Source organism: Geobacillus sp. FSL W8-1251, assembly GCF_038005945.1.
GTDB classification, from domain to species: Bacteria; Bacillota; Bacilli; order Bacillales; family Anoxybacillaceae; genus Geobacillus; species Geobacillus stearothermophilus.
In genome coordinates, this window is record NZ_JBBOUF010000001.1 from 2,725,636 (window position 1) to 2,740,286 (window position 14,651).

Annotated in this window: 17 protein-coding genes; 16 read left to right on the top strand and 1 reads right to left on the bottom strand. The window is 51.4% G+C overall.

Annotated elements, in window-relative coordinates; translation table 11 throughout:
- Positions 1-41: 41 nt before the first annotated feature.
- Positions 42-1,289: an RNA-guided endonuclease InsQ/TnpB family protein gene (locus NSS88_RS14385; RefSeq protein WP_339240482.1), complete on the top strand. Its 1,248-nt coding sequence runs from the start codon at positions 42-44 to the stop codon at positions 1,287-1,289.
- 64 nt (positions 1,290-1,353) lie between these two features.
- Here NSS88_RS14385 and NSS88_RS14390 read toward each other — a convergent pair whose 3' ends face one another.
- Positions 1,354-2,274 (bottom strand): aldo/keto reductase, encoded by a 921-nt coding sequence (locus NSS88_RS14390; protein ID WP_033017162.1) that lies wholly within the window; start codon positions 2,272-2,274, stop codon positions 1,354-1,356.
- A 117-nt stretch (positions 2,275-2,391) separates the two neighbouring features.
- Between NSS88_RS14390 and NSS88_RS14395 the strand changes: the two genes are divergently transcribed.
- The 15 genes from NSS88_RS14395 to NSS88_RS14465 all read left to right on the top strand — a co-directional run bounded on the left by NSS88_RS14395 (position 2,392) and on the right by NSS88_RS14465 (position 14,651).
- On the top strand, positions 2,392-2,952 hold the full coding sequence (locus NSS88_RS14395; protein WP_049626213.1) for an NUDIX domain-containing protein: 561 nt from the start codon (positions 2,392-2,394) through the stop codon (positions 2,950-2,952).
- Positions 2,942-4,132 carry an endonuclease Q family protein gene (locus NSS88_RS14400; protein WP_049625004.1) on the top strand — a complete coding sequence of 397 codons (1,191 nt, stop codon included), beginning with the start codon at positions 2,942-2,944 and terminating at the stop codon, positions 4,130-4,132. Before NSS88_RS14395 ends, NSS88_RS14400 begins: the two co-directional genes overlap by 11 nt.
- A 219-nt stretch (positions 4,133-4,351) precedes the next feature.
- Positions 4,352-5,014: a stage II sporulation protein M gene (spoIIM, locus tag NSS88_RS14405; protein ID WP_033017158.1), complete on the top strand. Its 663-nt coding sequence runs from the start codon at positions 4,352-4,354 to the stop codon at positions 5,012-5,014.
- A gap of 97 nt (positions 5,015-5,111) precedes the next feature.
- On the top strand, positions 5,112-5,564 hold the full coding sequence (gene fur, locus NSS88_RS14410; protein WP_033017157.1) for a ferric iron uptake transcriptional regulator: 453 nt from the start codon (positions 5,112-5,114) through the stop codon (positions 5,562-5,564).
- Positions 5,565-5,663: 99 nt separating this feature from the next.
- Positions 5,664-5,876 (top strand): YqzK family protein, encoded by a 213-nt coding sequence (locus NSS88_RS14415; protein ID WP_033017156.1) that lies wholly within the window; start codon positions 5,664-5,666, stop codon positions 5,874-5,876.
- A gap of 6 nt (positions 5,877-5,882) precedes the next feature.
- On the top strand, positions 5,883-6,779 hold the full coding sequence (gene xerD / locus NSS88_RS14420) for a site-specific tyrosine recombinase XerD (protein ID WP_011231797.1): 897 nt from the start codon (positions 5,883-5,885) through the stop codon (positions 6,777-6,779).
- Positions 6,780-6,910: 131 nt separating this feature from the next.
- The gene (gene deoB / locus NSS88_RS14425; protein WP_020278266.1) at positions 6,911-8,098 is read left to right on the top strand and encodes a phosphopentomutase; all 1,188 of its coding nucleotides are present in this window, start codon (positions 6,911-6,913) and stop codon (positions 8,096-8,098) included.
- Positions 8,099-8,127: 29 nt separating this feature from the next.
- Positions 8,128-8,964 carry a purine-nucleoside phosphorylase gene (locus NSS88_RS14430; RefSeq protein ID WP_049626212.1) on the top strand — a complete coding sequence of 279 codons (837 nt, stop codon included), beginning with the start codon at positions 8,128-8,130 and terminating at the stop codon, positions 8,962-8,964.
- A gap of 5 nt (positions 8,965-8,969) precedes the next feature.
- Complete coding sequence (locus NSS88_RS14435) at positions 8,970-10,271, top strand: pyrimidine-nucleoside phosphorylase (protein ID WP_033017153.1); 1,302 nt, start codon at positions 8,970-8,972, stop codon at positions 10,269-10,271.
- A gap of 167 nt (positions 10,272-10,438) precedes the next feature.
- Positions 10,439-11,614, top strand: a complete 1,176-nt coding sequence (locus NSS88_RS14440) for a D-alanyl-D-alanine carboxypeptidase family protein (protein ID WP_061580656.1) — start codon at positions 10,439-10,441, stop codon at positions 11,612-11,614.
- A 125-nt stretch (positions 11,615-11,739) separates the two neighbouring features.
- Complete coding sequence (spoIIAA, locus tag NSS88_RS14445; protein ID WP_011231792.1) at positions 11,740-12,090, top strand: anti-sigma F factor antagonist; 351 nt, start codon at positions 11,740-11,742, stop codon at positions 12,088-12,090.
- The gene (spoIIAB, locus tag NSS88_RS14450) at positions 12,091-12,531 is read left to right on the top strand and encodes an anti-sigma F factor (RefSeq protein WP_033017151.1); all 441 of its coding nucleotides are present in this window, start codon (positions 12,091-12,093) and stop codon (positions 12,529-12,531) included.
- 13 nt (positions 12,532-12,544) lie between these two features.
- On the top strand, positions 12,545-13,297 hold the full coding sequence (gene sigF, locus NSS88_RS14455) for an RNA polymerase sporulation sigma factor SigF (protein ID WP_328062808.1): 753 nt from the start codon (positions 12,545-12,547) through the stop codon (positions 13,295-13,297).
- 312 nt (positions 13,298-13,609) lie between these two features.
- Positions 13,610-14,233, top strand: coding sequence for a stage V sporulation protein AA (locus NSS88_RS14460; protein WP_033017149.1), 624 nt, complete (start codon positions 13,610-13,612; stop codon positions 14,231-14,233).
- The gene (locus NSS88_RS14465) at positions 14,220-14,651 is read left to right on the top strand and encodes a stage V sporulation protein AB (RefSeq protein ID WP_033017146.1); all 432 of its coding nucleotides are present in this window, start codon (positions 14,220-14,222) and stop codon (positions 14,649-14,651) included. Before NSS88_RS14460 ends, NSS88_RS14465 begins: the two co-directional genes overlap by 14 nt.

Consider the following 14,651-nt stretch of genomic DNA (forward strand, 5'->3'; position numbering starts at 1 on the left):
AGTAAAATATAGTATAATATAGTTAGATGGGAGGTGAAAACATGTATTTTTGTATCAAACAACAGCTAAATGGTTTGACCAAAGAAGAATACTTGACTCTTCGAGAACTGTGCCATATTGCCAAGAACATGTACAACGTCGGATTGTACAATGTCAGACAATACTATTTTGAACACAAGGAATTTCTTAATTATGAGAAAAACGATCATCTTGCCAAAACTAACGAAAACTATAAGCTGTTAAACAGCAACATGGCACAGCAAATTTTAAAAAAGGTCAATGAAGCCTTTAAATCTTTCTTTGGTTTGATCAGTCTTGCCAAACAAGGAAAATATGACCACAAGGCTATCAGTATTCCAAAATATCTTAAAAAAGATGGCTTTCATTCACTGATCATTGGCCAGATTCGTATAGACGGCAACAAATTCACGATACCGTATTCTCGCCTATTTAAAAAGACTCACAAGCCTATCACGATAACGATTCCGCCTGTGTTACTGGACAAAAAGATTAAGCAGATTGAAATCATTCCTAAGCATCATGCCAGGTTCTTTGAGATTCAGTACAAATATGAAATGCCTGAAGATCAAAGAGAATTAAATGACCAAAAAGCACTGGCAATTGATTTAGGATTAAACAATGTTGCCACTTGTGTCACATCAGACGGCAGATCATTCATCATTGATGGGCGGAGATTAAAAAGTATCAATCAATGGTTTAACAAAGAAAATGCCAGACTTCAAAGCATAAAAGATAAGCAAAAAATCAAAGGCACCACTCGTAAACAGGCTTTGCTTGCTATGAATCGCAATAATAAAGTGAATGATTATATCAACAAGACTTGCCGTTACATCATTAACTACTGTATTGAAAATCAAATTGGCAAACTTGTCATTGGCTATGCGGAAACATGGCAACGCAATATGAATCTAGGAAAAAAGACAAATCAAAACTTTGTCAATATTCCTCTCGGTAACATAAAAGAAAAACTAGAATATCTTTGTGAATTTTACGGCATTGAATTCTTGAAACAGGAAGAATCCTATACGTCTCAAGCCAGCTTTTTTGACGGCGATGAGATTCCTGAATATAATGCCGACAATCCAAAAGAATATAAGTTCAGCGGCAAACGTATTAAGCGCGGCTTGTATCGAACAAAGTCTGGCAAACTAATGAATGCTGATGTCAATGGCGCATTAAACATCTTAAAGAAAAGTAAAGCTGTAGACCTGAGTGTCTTATGCTCTAGCGGCGAAGTGGACACGCCTCAAAGAATAAGGATTGCTTGAAGCAGTCAAACTTCTTTGGAAGCCCCCACTTCAAATTTTCGCTAGAAAATTAAGTGGGGGTAGTTCACCGATGCACGTCGTACACCGAGCGTTTTGTCGTTTGTTTCAGCCATTCGTATTCGTCGGCATCAAGCGGCGGGGCGGAAGCGGCGGCGATGTTTTCTTCAAGCTGCCGAAGCCGGCTTGCGCCCGGAATGACGGCGGCAACGACCGGGTCATACAGGCAAAATTGCAGCGCGGTCGCGGTCAATGAACGGCGCCCGGCCGTTTTTTCCTTCAGCTTCGGGATGAGCGCCTGCAGTTCTTTGTAGGAATAATCGAGGTATCCATGTTCTTTCACCGCGCTGCTCGCTTGTTCAAGCGAGCGGCTCGTGAGCAAGCCTCTAGCGACCGGACCGCGGGCGATCACGCTGATGTGATGTTCGCGAAGAAGCGGGAACCATTCTTCCGGCCGCCGGTCAAGCAAGCTGTATTGCATCATGACGCTGACGATGTTCGAGCGCTTCACATATTCGCGAATGACGTTTGGGCGGATCGAGGAGATGCCGTACCAACGGATGACGCCTTCTTGCTTCAGCTCTTCGAACGCTTCAATCGTCTCATCGATCGGGTCGTCGATCGTGCCGCCGTGGAGCTGGTATAAGTCAATGTAGTCCGTTTGCAGGCGGCGCAGGCTCTCTTTGACCGCTTGTTTGATATAGGCTTTTGACGGATCCCAGTCCCAGCCGCTTCCGTCTCGGCGCCAACGGTTGCCGACTTTTGTCGCGATGATGACTTGGTCGCGTTTTCCTTTCACCGCTTTGCCGACAAATTCCTCGTTTAAGCCGCGGTCGTATAAATCGGCTGTATCCAAGTAGTTGATGCCGCGCTCCAATGCTTCATGGATGAGATAGATGGCATGGTTTTCATCAGTGCCGAGCGACATGCAGCCGAGGCCGATTTCGCTCACATACAAATCCGATGTGCCGATGCGGCGTTTGTTCATTTTTTGCGCCTCCTTTCGCGATCAATGACACGTCCATTGTACAACGGAAGCGAAAAAATGGCCAAACATGTAGTACAATGGAAAAGAATCGATCCAATTTGATAGGGGAGAATGAACATGGAGCTGTATGAAAAAACGATCCGCAAAGAGAAGCTGTTCAGCGGCCGCATCATTGACTTGTATATCGAGGAAGTCGAGCTGCCAAATGGGAAAACGAGCCGGCGCGAGGTGATCAAACATCCGGGGGCGGTGGCGGTGCTGCCGCTGTTGCCGGACGGGAAAATCGTTCTTGTCCGCCAGTACCGAAAAGCGCTGGAGCGCGCATTAGTCGAGATTCCGGCGGGCAAGCTAGAACATGGGGAAGAGCCGCTCGCTTCCGCACACCGCGAGCTCGAAGAAGAAACCGGCTACCGCGCCCATTCGATGCGCCATCTCATTTCCTTTTATACATCCCCAGGGTTTGCCGATGAACTCATCCATTTGTATGTCGCCGAGGGGCTGGAAAAAGCGGAGGACGGCGCCGGTTTGGATGAAGATGAGTTTGTCGAGCTGTTGGAAGTGACATTGGAGGAGGCGCTTGAGATGCTTCAACAACGCGACATTTACGATGCGAAAACGGCATACGCCTTGCAATATTTGCAGCTGCGCCGCGCGCTAGGGGAGCAAAATGCCGAATAAAAAAAACGAGCGCGGCCTCGGCTGTTATTATGCTGATTTACATATTCACATCGGCCGCACCGCCTCGGGCCGCCCGGTGAAAATTACTGGGGCGCGGACGTTGACGCTTGAGAACATCTTGCATGAGGCGGCTGAGGTGAAAGGGATCGACCTCGTCGGCGTCATTGACAGCCATGTGCCCGAAGTGCTGGACGAGCTCGAGCGGGCAATGGAGAAGCACGGTTGGCGCGAACATGAGGGGGGCGGCGTCAGCGCTGGGAAAGTGACGCTTTTGTTAGGCAGTGAAATCGAAGTATATGACGACCATTGCCATGGACCGATCCACGTGCTCGTTTTTTTGCCGACTGTGCAGACGATGCGCACGTTTTCCGGCTGGCTTGGCAAACGGGTAAAGAACATGTCGCTCAGTTCACAGCGCGTTTACGCCTCCGGCCGCGAGCTGCAAGCTGCCGCGAAAGAGCAGGGCGGCTGGTTCATTCCCGCGCACGCGTTCACCCCGTTTAAAAGCTTGTACGGAAAAGGGGTCAAGCACAGCCTGACAGAAGTGTTTGACCCGGATTGGATTGATGCCATTGAACTTGGGTTAAGCGCCGACACGGCGATGGCGGACCAGATCGCCGAATTGCATCGCTACCCGTACTTGACGAATTCCGATGCCCATTCGCTGCGGAAAATCGCCCGCGAATATGAAGAAGTGCGGCTCGCCGCCCCGACGTTTGCTGAATTGGAAAAAGCGCTGCGCGGTGAAGACGGGCGCGCGATTGTCGCCAACTACGGTTTAAATCCCAAACTCGGAAAATATCACCAGACGGTGTGCGAGCGCTGCCTTGCGCCGGTTGTACCGGACGTCGACCGCTGTGCGGCATGCGGCCATCATCGCTTCGTGAAAGGCGTGTTTGACCGGCTTGCGGAGCTGAAAACGGCGGAACGCGGGCCGAAACGGCCGCCGTACATTTATCAAGTGCCGCTTGAATTCATCCCCGGCCTTGGTTCAAAAGCGTATGAAAAGCTGCTCGCCCGTTTTGGCACGGAAATGAGCGTTCTTCATGAGGCGGCGGAGGAAGAGATCGCGGAGACGGTGGGAGAAAAGTTGGCCCAACTGATCGTCCTTGCCCGCAGCGGTGCGCTCCATATCGAGGCCGGGGGCGGTGGGAGATACGGGAAAGTGTGGGAGGGGTAACCACTCGGGCAGCGCTCCTGCCGTTCATCATCATGCCGTGCGTGCTGCTTGGCCCAGCCATGCGCCAATGGACCGAGGCGGCGTGCCGCCCGTGGAGTTGGTCACACGTCGGTGTTGAGCTGCTTTTTTATTCCATCACCAGCCTTTTAGAAAAACAGTCATACCGAAAGCGGATGGACATACAATCTACTAAGAGACAAAGTAGGAGGACGAAGCACAATGAGAACCCATCCGCTGAAATCGGCTATCGCTGTTCATTGGCGTGAACATGCTTCGCTGTACGTGTTTGTCATCGTCCTGTTTCTCATGGGCGTCATTTTCGGCGCCATTGTCGTCAACAGCCTCGGCTTCAGCCAAAAGCAAGATTTGTATTATTACTTGGCGCAATTTTTTGGACAAGTATCAAAAGACAACGTGGCAAGCGCCCACGACATGTTCCGTCAAAGCTACATGCATAACGTCAAATATATGGTCCTCATGTGGGTGCTCGGCATTTCCGTCATCGGACTGCCGGTCATTTTGGTTTTACTGTTTTTAAAAGGCATTGTCGTCGGCTTCACCGTCGGCTTTTTAGTCAATCAAATGGGCTGGAAAGGGTTTTTATTGTCATTTGTTTCGGTGATGCCGCAAAATTTGCTTGTCATTCCGCTCATGATCGTGATGGGCGTGATGTCGATATCGTTTTCCTTGCGGATGGTGCGCAATCAGTTTATGAAACGGCCGCACGAGCCAGTGTTCCCGATGGTGATGCGCTATGCCGCGGCGATGGCCGCGGCCGCCTTCGGGCTGCTTGTCTCTTCGGCGGTGGAAGCGTACCTTTCGCCGGTCTTGATGAAACAGGTGGTGAAATGGGTCGCTAATTTAATAATAATTATTATGTAGTAATCATTTTTGTTTTTTTGTGATAGTAATTATACTTTGAACCTTCCTGCGCACATTTGTTATAATGGGAGGTGAATGGCGAGGGAGGAATGAAAACATGGAAGATCGTGTGGAACGAATTAAGAAGCAGCTGCACTCAGCCGGCTATAAACTGACGCCACAGCGGGAAGCGACAGTAAGAGTCCTGCTTGAACATGAAGAAGACCATTTAAGCGCGGAAGACGTCTACCTCCTCGTGAAAGAAAAATCCCCAGAGATCGGACTGGCGACCGTATATCGGACGCTCGAGCTGCTCACCGAGTTGAAAATTGTCGATAAAATCAATTTCGGGGACGGGGTGTCGCGCTATGACCTCCGCAAGGAAGGAGCGGCCCATTTTCATCACCACCTCATCTGCTTAGAATGCGGGTCGGTGGCGGAAATTCAAGAAGATTTGCTTGAGAATGTCGAAGCGATTGTTGAGGAGAAGTGGAAATTTAAAATTAAAGACCATCGTTTGACGTTCCACGGCATTTGTCACCGTTGCCAGCAAAAGCATGAAGAAAAATAAAACCTTTTCCAACGGGAAAGGTTTTTTGCGTATAAACAACGAAACAAATGGCATATCCTCATACTACCAAGCTGACAAGCAACTGATAGGGAGGATGCCATGAAAACCGTTTGGCAAATGGTGAAAGTGTTTCTTTTATTTACGGGATGCACCATTTTATTTTATTATAGTCTTGTATGGTTTAACCGCGAGTACGAGTATTACCACCGATACGATGAGCCGAAGGGATCGGCGGTCAAAGTATCGGCGGCGGAGAGTGCGCCGCCAAGTTGGCTCGACCGGCTGATATTTTTTTATCGCGACGGGGAGTAGAGAGCGTTGGAATACGAGTTGAAAGATTTTCTGCATTATTTGACGGTGGAGCGGAATTTGGCGCACAATACGATCGTTTCGTATGAACGCGATTTGAAAAAATACGTCCGCTATTTGCGTCAAGTCGAGCAGCTTCAGGCGTGGGGCGAAGTGGAGCGCCTCCATATTCTCCATTTTTTAAAGTTTTTAAGCGAACAAGGGCAATCGGCGCGGACGATCGCCCGCCATTTGGCGTCGATCCGTTCGTTTCATCAGTTTTTGCTAAGGGAGAAAATCGCGGCGCAAGACCCGACCGTCCATATCGAAACGCCGCAGTTTGAACGGACGCTGCCGAAAGTGCTGTCGGTCGAGGAAGTCGAGGCGCTGCTTGCAGCGCCGCAAGTGAGCACACCGTTTGGGTTGCGCGACAAGGCGATGCTGGAGCTGTTGTATGCGACCGGCATGCGCGTCAGTGAGCTTGTGCAGCTCAACTTAAGCGACGTGCATTTGACGATGGGGTTTGTCCGCTGCTATGGAAAAGGGCGGAAAGAGCGGATCGTGCCGATCGGGCGCATGGCGATTGAAGCGCTTGCCCACTATTTGGAGCGAGGGCGCCCGCAGCTTGTCAATCCGCGACGACGGGCAACGGAGGCGCTGTTTTTGAACCATTATGGCCAGCGGTTGACACGGCAAGGGTTTTGGAAAATTTTAAAGCGGCTCGCGAAAGAAGCCGGCATCGAAAAAGAATTGACGCCGCATACGCTTCGGCATTCGTTTGCGACGCATCTGCTTGAGAACGGAGCCGATTTGCGCGCTGTGCAAGAGTTGCTTGGGCATGCCGACATTTCGACGACGCAAATGTATACGCATGTTACGAAAACGCGCCTAAAAGACGTGTACAAACAGTACCACCCGCGCGCCTAGTAGCTGCCGTATGCTAGGCGCTTGCCTGTCGTTTTAGTTGTCAGACTTCTGACCAATTGTCCATAGGCGTGTTTTCGCGAAAATACGGGAACGATAAAAAGAGACTCCATTTTTCATTGCAGGCAGGGGGAATGAATGTGAAAACGACATACCGGCGCGTTTTTTTGATTGTGATGGATTCAGTCGGCATCGGTGAGGCGCCGGATGCCGAGAAATACAACGACAAAGGAGCGGATACGCTCGGCCATATCGCTGAGTATCGCGGCGGCCTCTATATGCCGAACATGGCGAAGCTCGGCCTAAGCCATATTCGTGAGATCAAAGGGGTGCCGAAAGTCGAGCGACCGCTCGCGTACTATACAAAAATGAAGGAAGCATCGGCTGGAAAAGATACGATGACAGGCCATTGGGAGCTGATGGGCCTTCGCATCGACAAGCCGTTCCGCGTCTTTCCGAACGGGTTCCCAGATGAATTGATCGCTGAGCTCGAGCGGCGCACCGGCCGGAACGTGATCGGCAACAAACCGGCGAGCGGAACAGCGATCATCGAAGAGCTTGGCGAAGAGCATATGAAAACAGGGGCGATCATCGTCTATACATCAGCCGACTCCGTCTTGCAAATCGCCGCCCATGAACAAGTTGTGCCGCTTGATGAATTGTACCGCATTTGCGAAATCGCTCGTGAATTGACGCGCGACGAGCCGTATATGGTCGGGCGCGTCATTGCCCGACCGTTCATCGGCAAACCCGGCCATTTTGAGCGAACCGCCAACCGGCACGACTATGCGCTTAAGCCGTTTGGCAAAACGGTGATGAATGAATTGAAAGACGCCGGTTATGAAGTGATTGCCATCGGGAAGATCGCCGATATTTACGACAATGAAGGAGTTACCCAGTCGTTGCGAACGACATCCAATATGGACGGAATGGATAAGCTCGTCGACACGCTCGGCATGGACTTTACCGGGTTGAGTTTCGTCAATCTCGTCGATTTTGACGCTAAATACGGCCATCGCCGCGACCCAAAAGGTTACGGCGATGCGCTCGAAGAGTTTGACGCCCGGCTTGCCGATGTGTTGCCGCGCTTGACAGCGGACGACTTGCTTATCATCACCGCTGACCACGGCAACGACCCGATTCACCATGGAACTGACCATACGCGCGAATATGTGCCGCTTCTTGTGTACAGCCCGCGATTTCGCGGCGGCAAGCCGCTCCCAGTCCGCGAGACGTTTGCCGATGTCGGCGCAACGATTGCGGATAACTTCCAAGTCAACCGGCCGCCGTACGGAACAAGCTTTTTGGCTGATTTGGCCTAACTTCATAAAGAACGATGAGGGGGAAAAGAATGGATCGACAAGCGATTGAAAAAACCTCCGGTCATTTGCGCTCATTGATGCCAACTCCGCCTGAAATCGGTCTCATTCTCGGCTCGGGGCTCGGCGTGCTCGCTGATGAAATCGAAGAGGCGGTTCGCATTCCGTATGAAGATATTCCCGGATTTCCAATGTCGACCGTTGAAGGACACGCTGGACGGCTCATATATGGGCGGCTTGAGGGGGCGACCGTTGTCGCCATGCAAGGGCGGTTTCATTATTATGAAGGGTATTCGCTTCAAGAAGTGACGTTTCCCATCCGGGTGATGAAGGCGCTTGGCGTCCGCGAATTGATCGTGACAAACGCTGCGGGCGGCATCAACGAACGGTTCCAGCCCGGCGATTTCATGATCATTTCCGACCATATCAACTTGCTGGGCACAAATCCGCTCATTGGTCCGAACGATCCGGAGCTTGGTCCTCGCTTTCCAGACATGACGGAAGCGTACAGCCGGCGGCTGCGCGAGCTCGCCAAGGAAACGGCGGCGAGACTTGGCGTTCGCGTGCATGAAGGAGTATATGTCGCCAATACGGGGCCGTCGTACGAAACGCCGGCGGAAATCCGCATGATTCGTACGCTCGGCGGCGATGCGGTCGGCATGTCGACCGTCCCGGAAGTGATCGTCGCCCGCCACGGCGGCATTGAGGTGCTCGGCATTTCGTGCATTTCGAATATGGCTGCAGGGATGTCGGATGCTCCGCTTCACCACGACGAAGTGGTTGAAACGGCCGAGCGGGTGAAGACGGACTTTTTGCGGCTTGTGAAAGCGATTGTCGCCGAAATGGCGAAATCAAAACGAAAAAGGTGACCGCGATGCGAATGGTCGATTTGATTGCGAAAAAGCGCGACGGAAAGGCGCTGACGAAGGAAGAAATTGAGTGGATCGTCCGAGGGTATACAAACGGGGACATTCCCGATTACCAAATGAGCGCGCTCGCGATGGCGATTTATTTTCGCGGCATGACCGAGGAAGAAACGGCCGCGCTGACGATGGCGATGGTGCAATCCGGCGAAATGCTCGATTTGTCGAGTATTCGCGGCGTGAAAGTCGATAAACATTCGACCGGCGGGGTCGGCGATACGACGACGCTCGTTTTAGGGCCGCTTGTCGCTTCTGTCGGCGTGCCGGTGGCGAAAATGTCTGGGCGCGGCCTCGGCCATACGGGCGGCACGATCGACAAACTCGAGTCCGTGCCCGGGTTTCATGTCGAGATCAGCAAAGACGAGTTCATTCGACTCGTGAATGAAAACGGAATCGCCATTATCGGCCAAACGGGCGATTTGACACCGGCTGACAAAAAGCTATATGCGCTTCGCGATGTGACGGCGACCGTCAACAGCATTCCGCTCATCGCCTCGTCGATCATGAGCAAAAAAATCGCCGCTGGGGCTGATGCCATCGTCTTGGATGTGAAAACGGGCGCCGGAGCGTTTATGAAGAAACTTGACGAGGCGCGCCGGCTCGCTCGAGTGATGGTCGACATTGGCAAGCGCGTCGGCCGCCGGACGATGGCGGTCATTTCTGACATGAGCCAGCCGCTCGGCTATGCCGTCGGCAACGCCTTGGAAGTGAAAGAGGCCATCGAAACGTTAAAAGGAAACGGGCCGCACGATTTAACCGAACTTTGTTTGACGCTCGGCAGCCATATGGTCTATTTGGCGGAGAAGGCGCCATCGCTTGATGAGGCGCGCCGTTTGCTTGAAGAGGCGATTCGCAGCGGGGCCGCCATCGCGGCGTTCAAAACGTTTTTGGCCGCTCAAGGTGGAGATGCATCGGTCGTCGACGATCTGGATAAATTGCCAAAGGCGGCCTATACGTCGACCGTCACGGCGGCTGCCGACGGCTATGTCGCCGAGATGGCCGCCGATGACATCGGCACGGCCGCCATGTGGCTCGGCGCCGGCCGGGCGAAAAAAGAAGACGTGATCGATTTGGCGGTCGGCATTGTGCTCCATAAAAAAATCGGTGATCGCGTGCAGAAAGGGGAAGCGCTCGCCACGATTCACAGCAACCGGCCAGATGTGCTTGACGTGAAAGAAAAGATCGAGGCGGCTATTCGTCTGTCGCCGCAGCCGGTTGCTCGGCCGCCGCTCATTTATGAGACCATCGTATAGAGAGGGACGCTGGCGATCCGCAAGGAAAAAAGCAGTTGTTCAAGTAGAAGACGCCTGAAACGCGTGTTTCGGGCGTTTTTTTTTGTTTTTTGGAAAATGAGCTGTTTTTTGTATAAAAATATCTCACCTGGAAAAAATGGCATGTATAAAGAATGGAGGTTTGGGAGATGAAAACGAAAGTCACTCGTCTTCTTTTATTGCCGTTTCTTCTTTTTCTTCCTCTTTCTGCCCATGCCGAGGCGAAAGAGATGAAGGAGGCGAAAGTGAAGCTGGCCGATGAGGCGAAATCAGCCATTTTGATTGAACGCGACACCGGCAAAGTATTGTATGAAAAAAATGCCCATGAACCATTGCCGCCGGCGAGCATGACGAAAATTATGACGATGCTGTTGATCATGGAAGCCATCGATGAAGGAAAGCTGTCCTACGATGAAAAAGTGCGGGCGAGCGAATACGCCGCGTCAATGGGTGGATCGCAAATTTTCCTCGAGCCGGGCGAGGAAATGACCGTCGATGAGATGCTGCACGGCATTGCCATCGGTTCGGCCAACGACGCGTCGGTCGCTATGGCTGAGCGGATCGCCGGGTCGGAAGAAGCATTTGTCGAGATGATGAATAAAAAAGCGAAACAGCTTGGCTTAAAAAACACCCATTTCGCCAATGCGACCGGCCTGCCGGCGGAACATCACTACAGCAGCGCTTATGATATGGCCATGATGGCGCGCGAACTGTTGAAATATGAAGATATTACGAAATATACGAGCAAGTACGAAGGCTATTTGCGCGAAAATACGGACAAAAAGTTTTGGCTCGTCAATACGAACCGGCTTGTCAAATTTTATCCGGGCGTTGACGGCCTGAAAACCGGATATACAGCCGAAGCGAAATATTGTTTGACCGCCACGGCGAAAAAGAACGGCATGCGCGTCATCGCTGTTGTGTTTGGAGCACCGACGCCGAAATCGCGCAATGCGCAAATTACGAAGATGCTCGATTACGCGTTTTCCCAATATCGAACTCACCCGGTGTACAAACGGAATGAAACAGTCGCCCGCGTCAACATAAGCAAAGGCAAACGGTCATCCGTCGAAGCGGTGACGTCGGAGTCGGTGTCGGTGCTGACGAAAAAAGGACAGTCGGTCGAGCAGATCGAAAAAGTGATCAAAGTGAAAGACAATGTGAAAGCACCCGTTTGCAAAGGCGATGAGCTTGGCGTCCTCATTTTAAAACAGGATGGAAAAGAAATTTTGCACAGCCCGATCGTCGCCAAGCAAACGGTCGAAGAAGCGAGCTTTTGGGACTTGTTTAAGCGGGTGTTTGGCCGCTTCGTGCAAGTGGGATAATGTCAAGTTTTGCGGTCTTTTCGCTCTCTTTGGCGAACGACCACTAGTTTTGTCGGGCGGCAGGATTTCGGGCGGACAGCAGCGAAATGTCTCCATATCCTGAAATGGACAAGGGGGAACACGCTGTGAGTCTCGCGATCGACTTGGAAGTGAAGCAAGACGTGCTCATCGTTCGCCTGTCTGGGGAGCTTGACCATCATACAGCCGAAGAATTGCGTGAACAAGTGACGGATGTGCTCGAAAACCGAGCGATCCGCCATATCGTGCTCAATTTAGGACAATTGACGTTCATGGACAGCTCTGGCCTCGGCGTCATTCTCGGACGCTATAAACAAATCAAAAACGTCGGCGGGCAGATGGTTGTATGCGCCGTATCGCCGGCCGTCAAACGGCTGTTTGACATGTCGGGTCTGTTTAAAATCATCCGCGTTGAGGCGGATGAGCAATTCGCCTTGCAAGCATTGGGGGTGGCGTAAATGCGCAACGAAATGCACCTCCAATTTTCTGCCCGCAGCGAAAATGAATCGTTCGCCCGTGTGACTGTGGCGGCGTTCGTCGCCCAGCTTGACCCGACGATGGACGAACTGACGGAAATTAAAACGGTTGTCTCTGAGGCGGTGACAAACGCGATCATTCACGGCTACAACAACGATCCGAACGGCATCGTCTCCATTTCGGTCATCATTGAAGACGGTGTCGTCCATTTGACGGTGAGAGACGAAGGAGTCGGCATTCCTGACATCGAAGAAGCGCGCCAGCCGTTGTTTACGACAAAGCCCGAGCTCGAGCGGTCAGGGATGGGCTTTACCATTATGGAAAACTTCATGGACGAAGTCATCGTCGAATCGGAAGTGAATAAAGGGACGACTGTGTATTTGAAAAAGCATATTGTGAAAAGCAAAGCGTTATGTAACTGAGGGAGACATGCCTATGGATGTCGATGTCAAGCAAGATCAGTCGCCAATCAAAGATCAGGAGATGAAAGAGCTGATCCGCCGCAGCCAAGAAGGCGATCAAGAAGCGCGTGATGAAATTATTGAAAGAAACATGCGCCTCGTCTGGTCGGTCGTTCAACGTTTTTTAAACCGCGGCTATGAAGCGGATGACTTGTTTCAAATCGGCTGCATCGGCTTGTTAAAGTCGGTCGACAAGTTTGACCTGTCATATGACGTCAAGTTTTCGACGTACGCCGTGCCGATGATCATTGGGGAGATTCAGCGGTTTCTTCGCGACGACGGCACCGTCAAAGTGAGCCGTTCGCTGAAAGAGATGGGCAACAAAATCCGCAAGGCGAAAGATGAGCTGTCGAAAACGCGCGGGCGGGCGCCGACGGTTACGGAAATCGCCGACCATTTAGGCATTTCGCCAGAAGACGTCGTTCTGGCTCAAGAGGCGGTCCGCTTGCCGACATCGATTCACGAAACGGTGTATGAAAACGACGGCGATCCGATTACGTTGCTTGATCAAATTGCTGACGCCGACGAGACGTCATGGTTTGACAAAATCGCCTTAAAAAAAGCGATCGAAGAACTCGACGAGCGTGAGAGGCTGATCGTCTATTTGCGCTATTACAAAGACCAAACCCAGTCCGAAGTGGCATCGAGGCTCGGCATCTCTCAAGTGCAAGTATCCCGGCTGGAAAAGAAAATATTGCAGCACATAAAGGACAAAATGGACGGATAGTCCATTTTGTCCGCACGGAGTGGGCAACAAAATGGACGGATAGTCCATTTTGTCCGCACAAAGTGTTCTCAAAATGGACGGATGTCAATTCATCGGCGGTGAACCATGAATCGCATCCGTCTTTTGGTCTGTAAGCGCATTTTGGAACGCTTTTTCCAGAGCAAGCAACAAAAGTCTAAAAAAGAATGGGCATTTTTTGCCCATTCTTTTCTATTTTTATGAAATCGATGGTGAACGCCGACAGGCCGCATGATCGGTGTTTTTGCCAACCAAACTAAAGAAAAACAAAATGGGGATAAAGGTGTGAAGCAGATGGCAACCACTGTGTTTATTAAGCCACGCCATCGCGTGCAAGTGAAACCGGGAGCGGTCGTCACGCTCGGAGAAGTGGCCCAAATGACGGGAGGAGATGGCGGGCTGATTCGCCGGCTGAAGGCGATTCCGCTCTACCGCATCCAGCCGAGCGACAAGAACATCGTCATTATCGATATGATGCACATTGTTCGGGCTGTGCTTGATGCCGACCCGTCGCTTGATGTGCAGATGGTCGGCCCCTCACAGACGATCGTGGAAGTTGTGTACGAAAAACGGCGGTTTTCAATGGCTTCTTTTCTTCTCGTTTGGCTTCTTTTGTTCGTCGGTTCAGCCATGGCGATCATGAATTTCCACGAAGATGTGAGCATGCAGCAAGCGCATCGCCATCTTTACCAGATGATGACCGGCCAATCGGTCGATAAACCGCTGCTTTTGCAAATTCCATATTCGCTTGGGCTCGGCATCGGGATGATTTTATTTTTCAACCATTGGTTCCGCAAACGAATCAACGAGGAGCCCAGCCCTCTTGAAGTCGAAATGTTCAACTACCAGCAGGCGATCGATCAATACGTCATTTTGCACGAAAACAAAGAAAGCATGAGGCATCTTGACGACGCTTAAGGTGTTGCTGGTAGTGTTCGTCGGCTTTGCTGGAGGGCTGGCGGTCGGAACCGGGTTTGTCGCCTTTTTGGTTGTGCTTGGCGTCATTCCGCGCTTGACGCAGCTGACGAAAACGACGAAGCGCATTCACGCCTATGAGTGGAGTGCTGTCGCGGGTGCCATTGTCGGCGGCTGGATGAGCCTGTGCCATTCGGTGTGGCATTTATCCAAATATTGGCTTGTGCCGATCGGATTGTTTCATGGTGTGTTTATCGGAATGCTCGCTGCCGCTTTAACAGAGGTGTTGAACGTTTGGCCGATTTTAGCGAAGCGGATCGGCGTCGATGATAAAATCGTCATTTTACTTATGGCCATCGCCTTTGGCAAAGTGGCCGGTTCGTTGTTTCATTGGCTTTATTTTGTCGATCACTTTCGCTGA

Coding starts and splice junctions, on each gene's coding strand:
- NSS88_RS14415 (WP_033017156.1), top strand. CDS start 5,664: ATGAAAACCGTTTGGCAAATGGTGAAAGTGTTTCTTTTATTTACGGGA.
- NSS88_RS14390 (WP_033017162.1), bottom strand. CDS start 2,274: ATGAACAAACGCCGCATCGGCACATCGGATTTGTATGTGAGCGAAATC.
- fur (WP_033017157.1), top strand. CDS start 5,112: ATGGAAGATCGTGTGGAACGAATTAAGAAGCAGCTGCACTCAGCCGGC.
- NSS88_RS14430 (WP_049626212.1), top strand. CDS start 8,128: ATGGATCGACAAGCGATTGAAAAAACCTCCGGTCATTTGCGCTCATTG.
- NSS88_RS14440 (WP_061580656.1), top strand. CDS start 10,439: ATGAAAACGAAAGTCACTCGTCTTCTTTTATTGCCGTTTCTTCTTTTT.
- NSS88_RS14400 (WP_049625004.1), top strand. CDS start 2,942: ATGCCGAATAAAAAAAACGAGCGCGGCCTCGGCTGTTATTATGCTGAT.
- NSS88_RS14385 (WP_339240482.1), top strand. CDS start 42: ATGTATTTTTGTATCAAACAACAGCTAAATGGTTTGACCAAAGAAGAA.
- NSS88_RS14435 (WP_033017153.1), top strand. CDS start 8,970: ATGCGAATGGTCGATTTGATTGCGAAAAAGCGCGACGGAAAGGCGCTG.
- spoIIAB (WP_033017151.1), top strand. CDS start 12,091: ATGCGCAACGAAATGCACCTCCAATTTTCTGCCCGCAGCGAAAATGAA.
- deoB (WP_020278266.1), top strand. CDS start 6,911: ATGAATGTGAAAACGACATACCGGCGCGTTTTTTTGATTGTGATGGAT.
- spoIIM (WP_033017158.1), top strand. CDS start 4,352: ATGAGAACCCATCCGCTGAAATCGGCTATCGCTGTTCATTGGCGTGAA.
- sigF (WP_328062808.1), top strand. CDS start 12,545: ATGGATGTCGATGTCAAGCAAGATCAGTCGCCAATCAAAGATCAGGAG.
- NSS88_RS14395 (WP_049626213.1), top strand. CDS start 2,392: ATGGAGCTGTATGAAAAAACGATCCGCAAAGAGAAGCTGTTCAGCGGC.
- NSS88_RS14460 (WP_033017149.1), top strand. CDS start 13,610: ATGGCAACCACTGTGTTTATTAAGCCACGCCATCGCGTGCAAGTGAAA.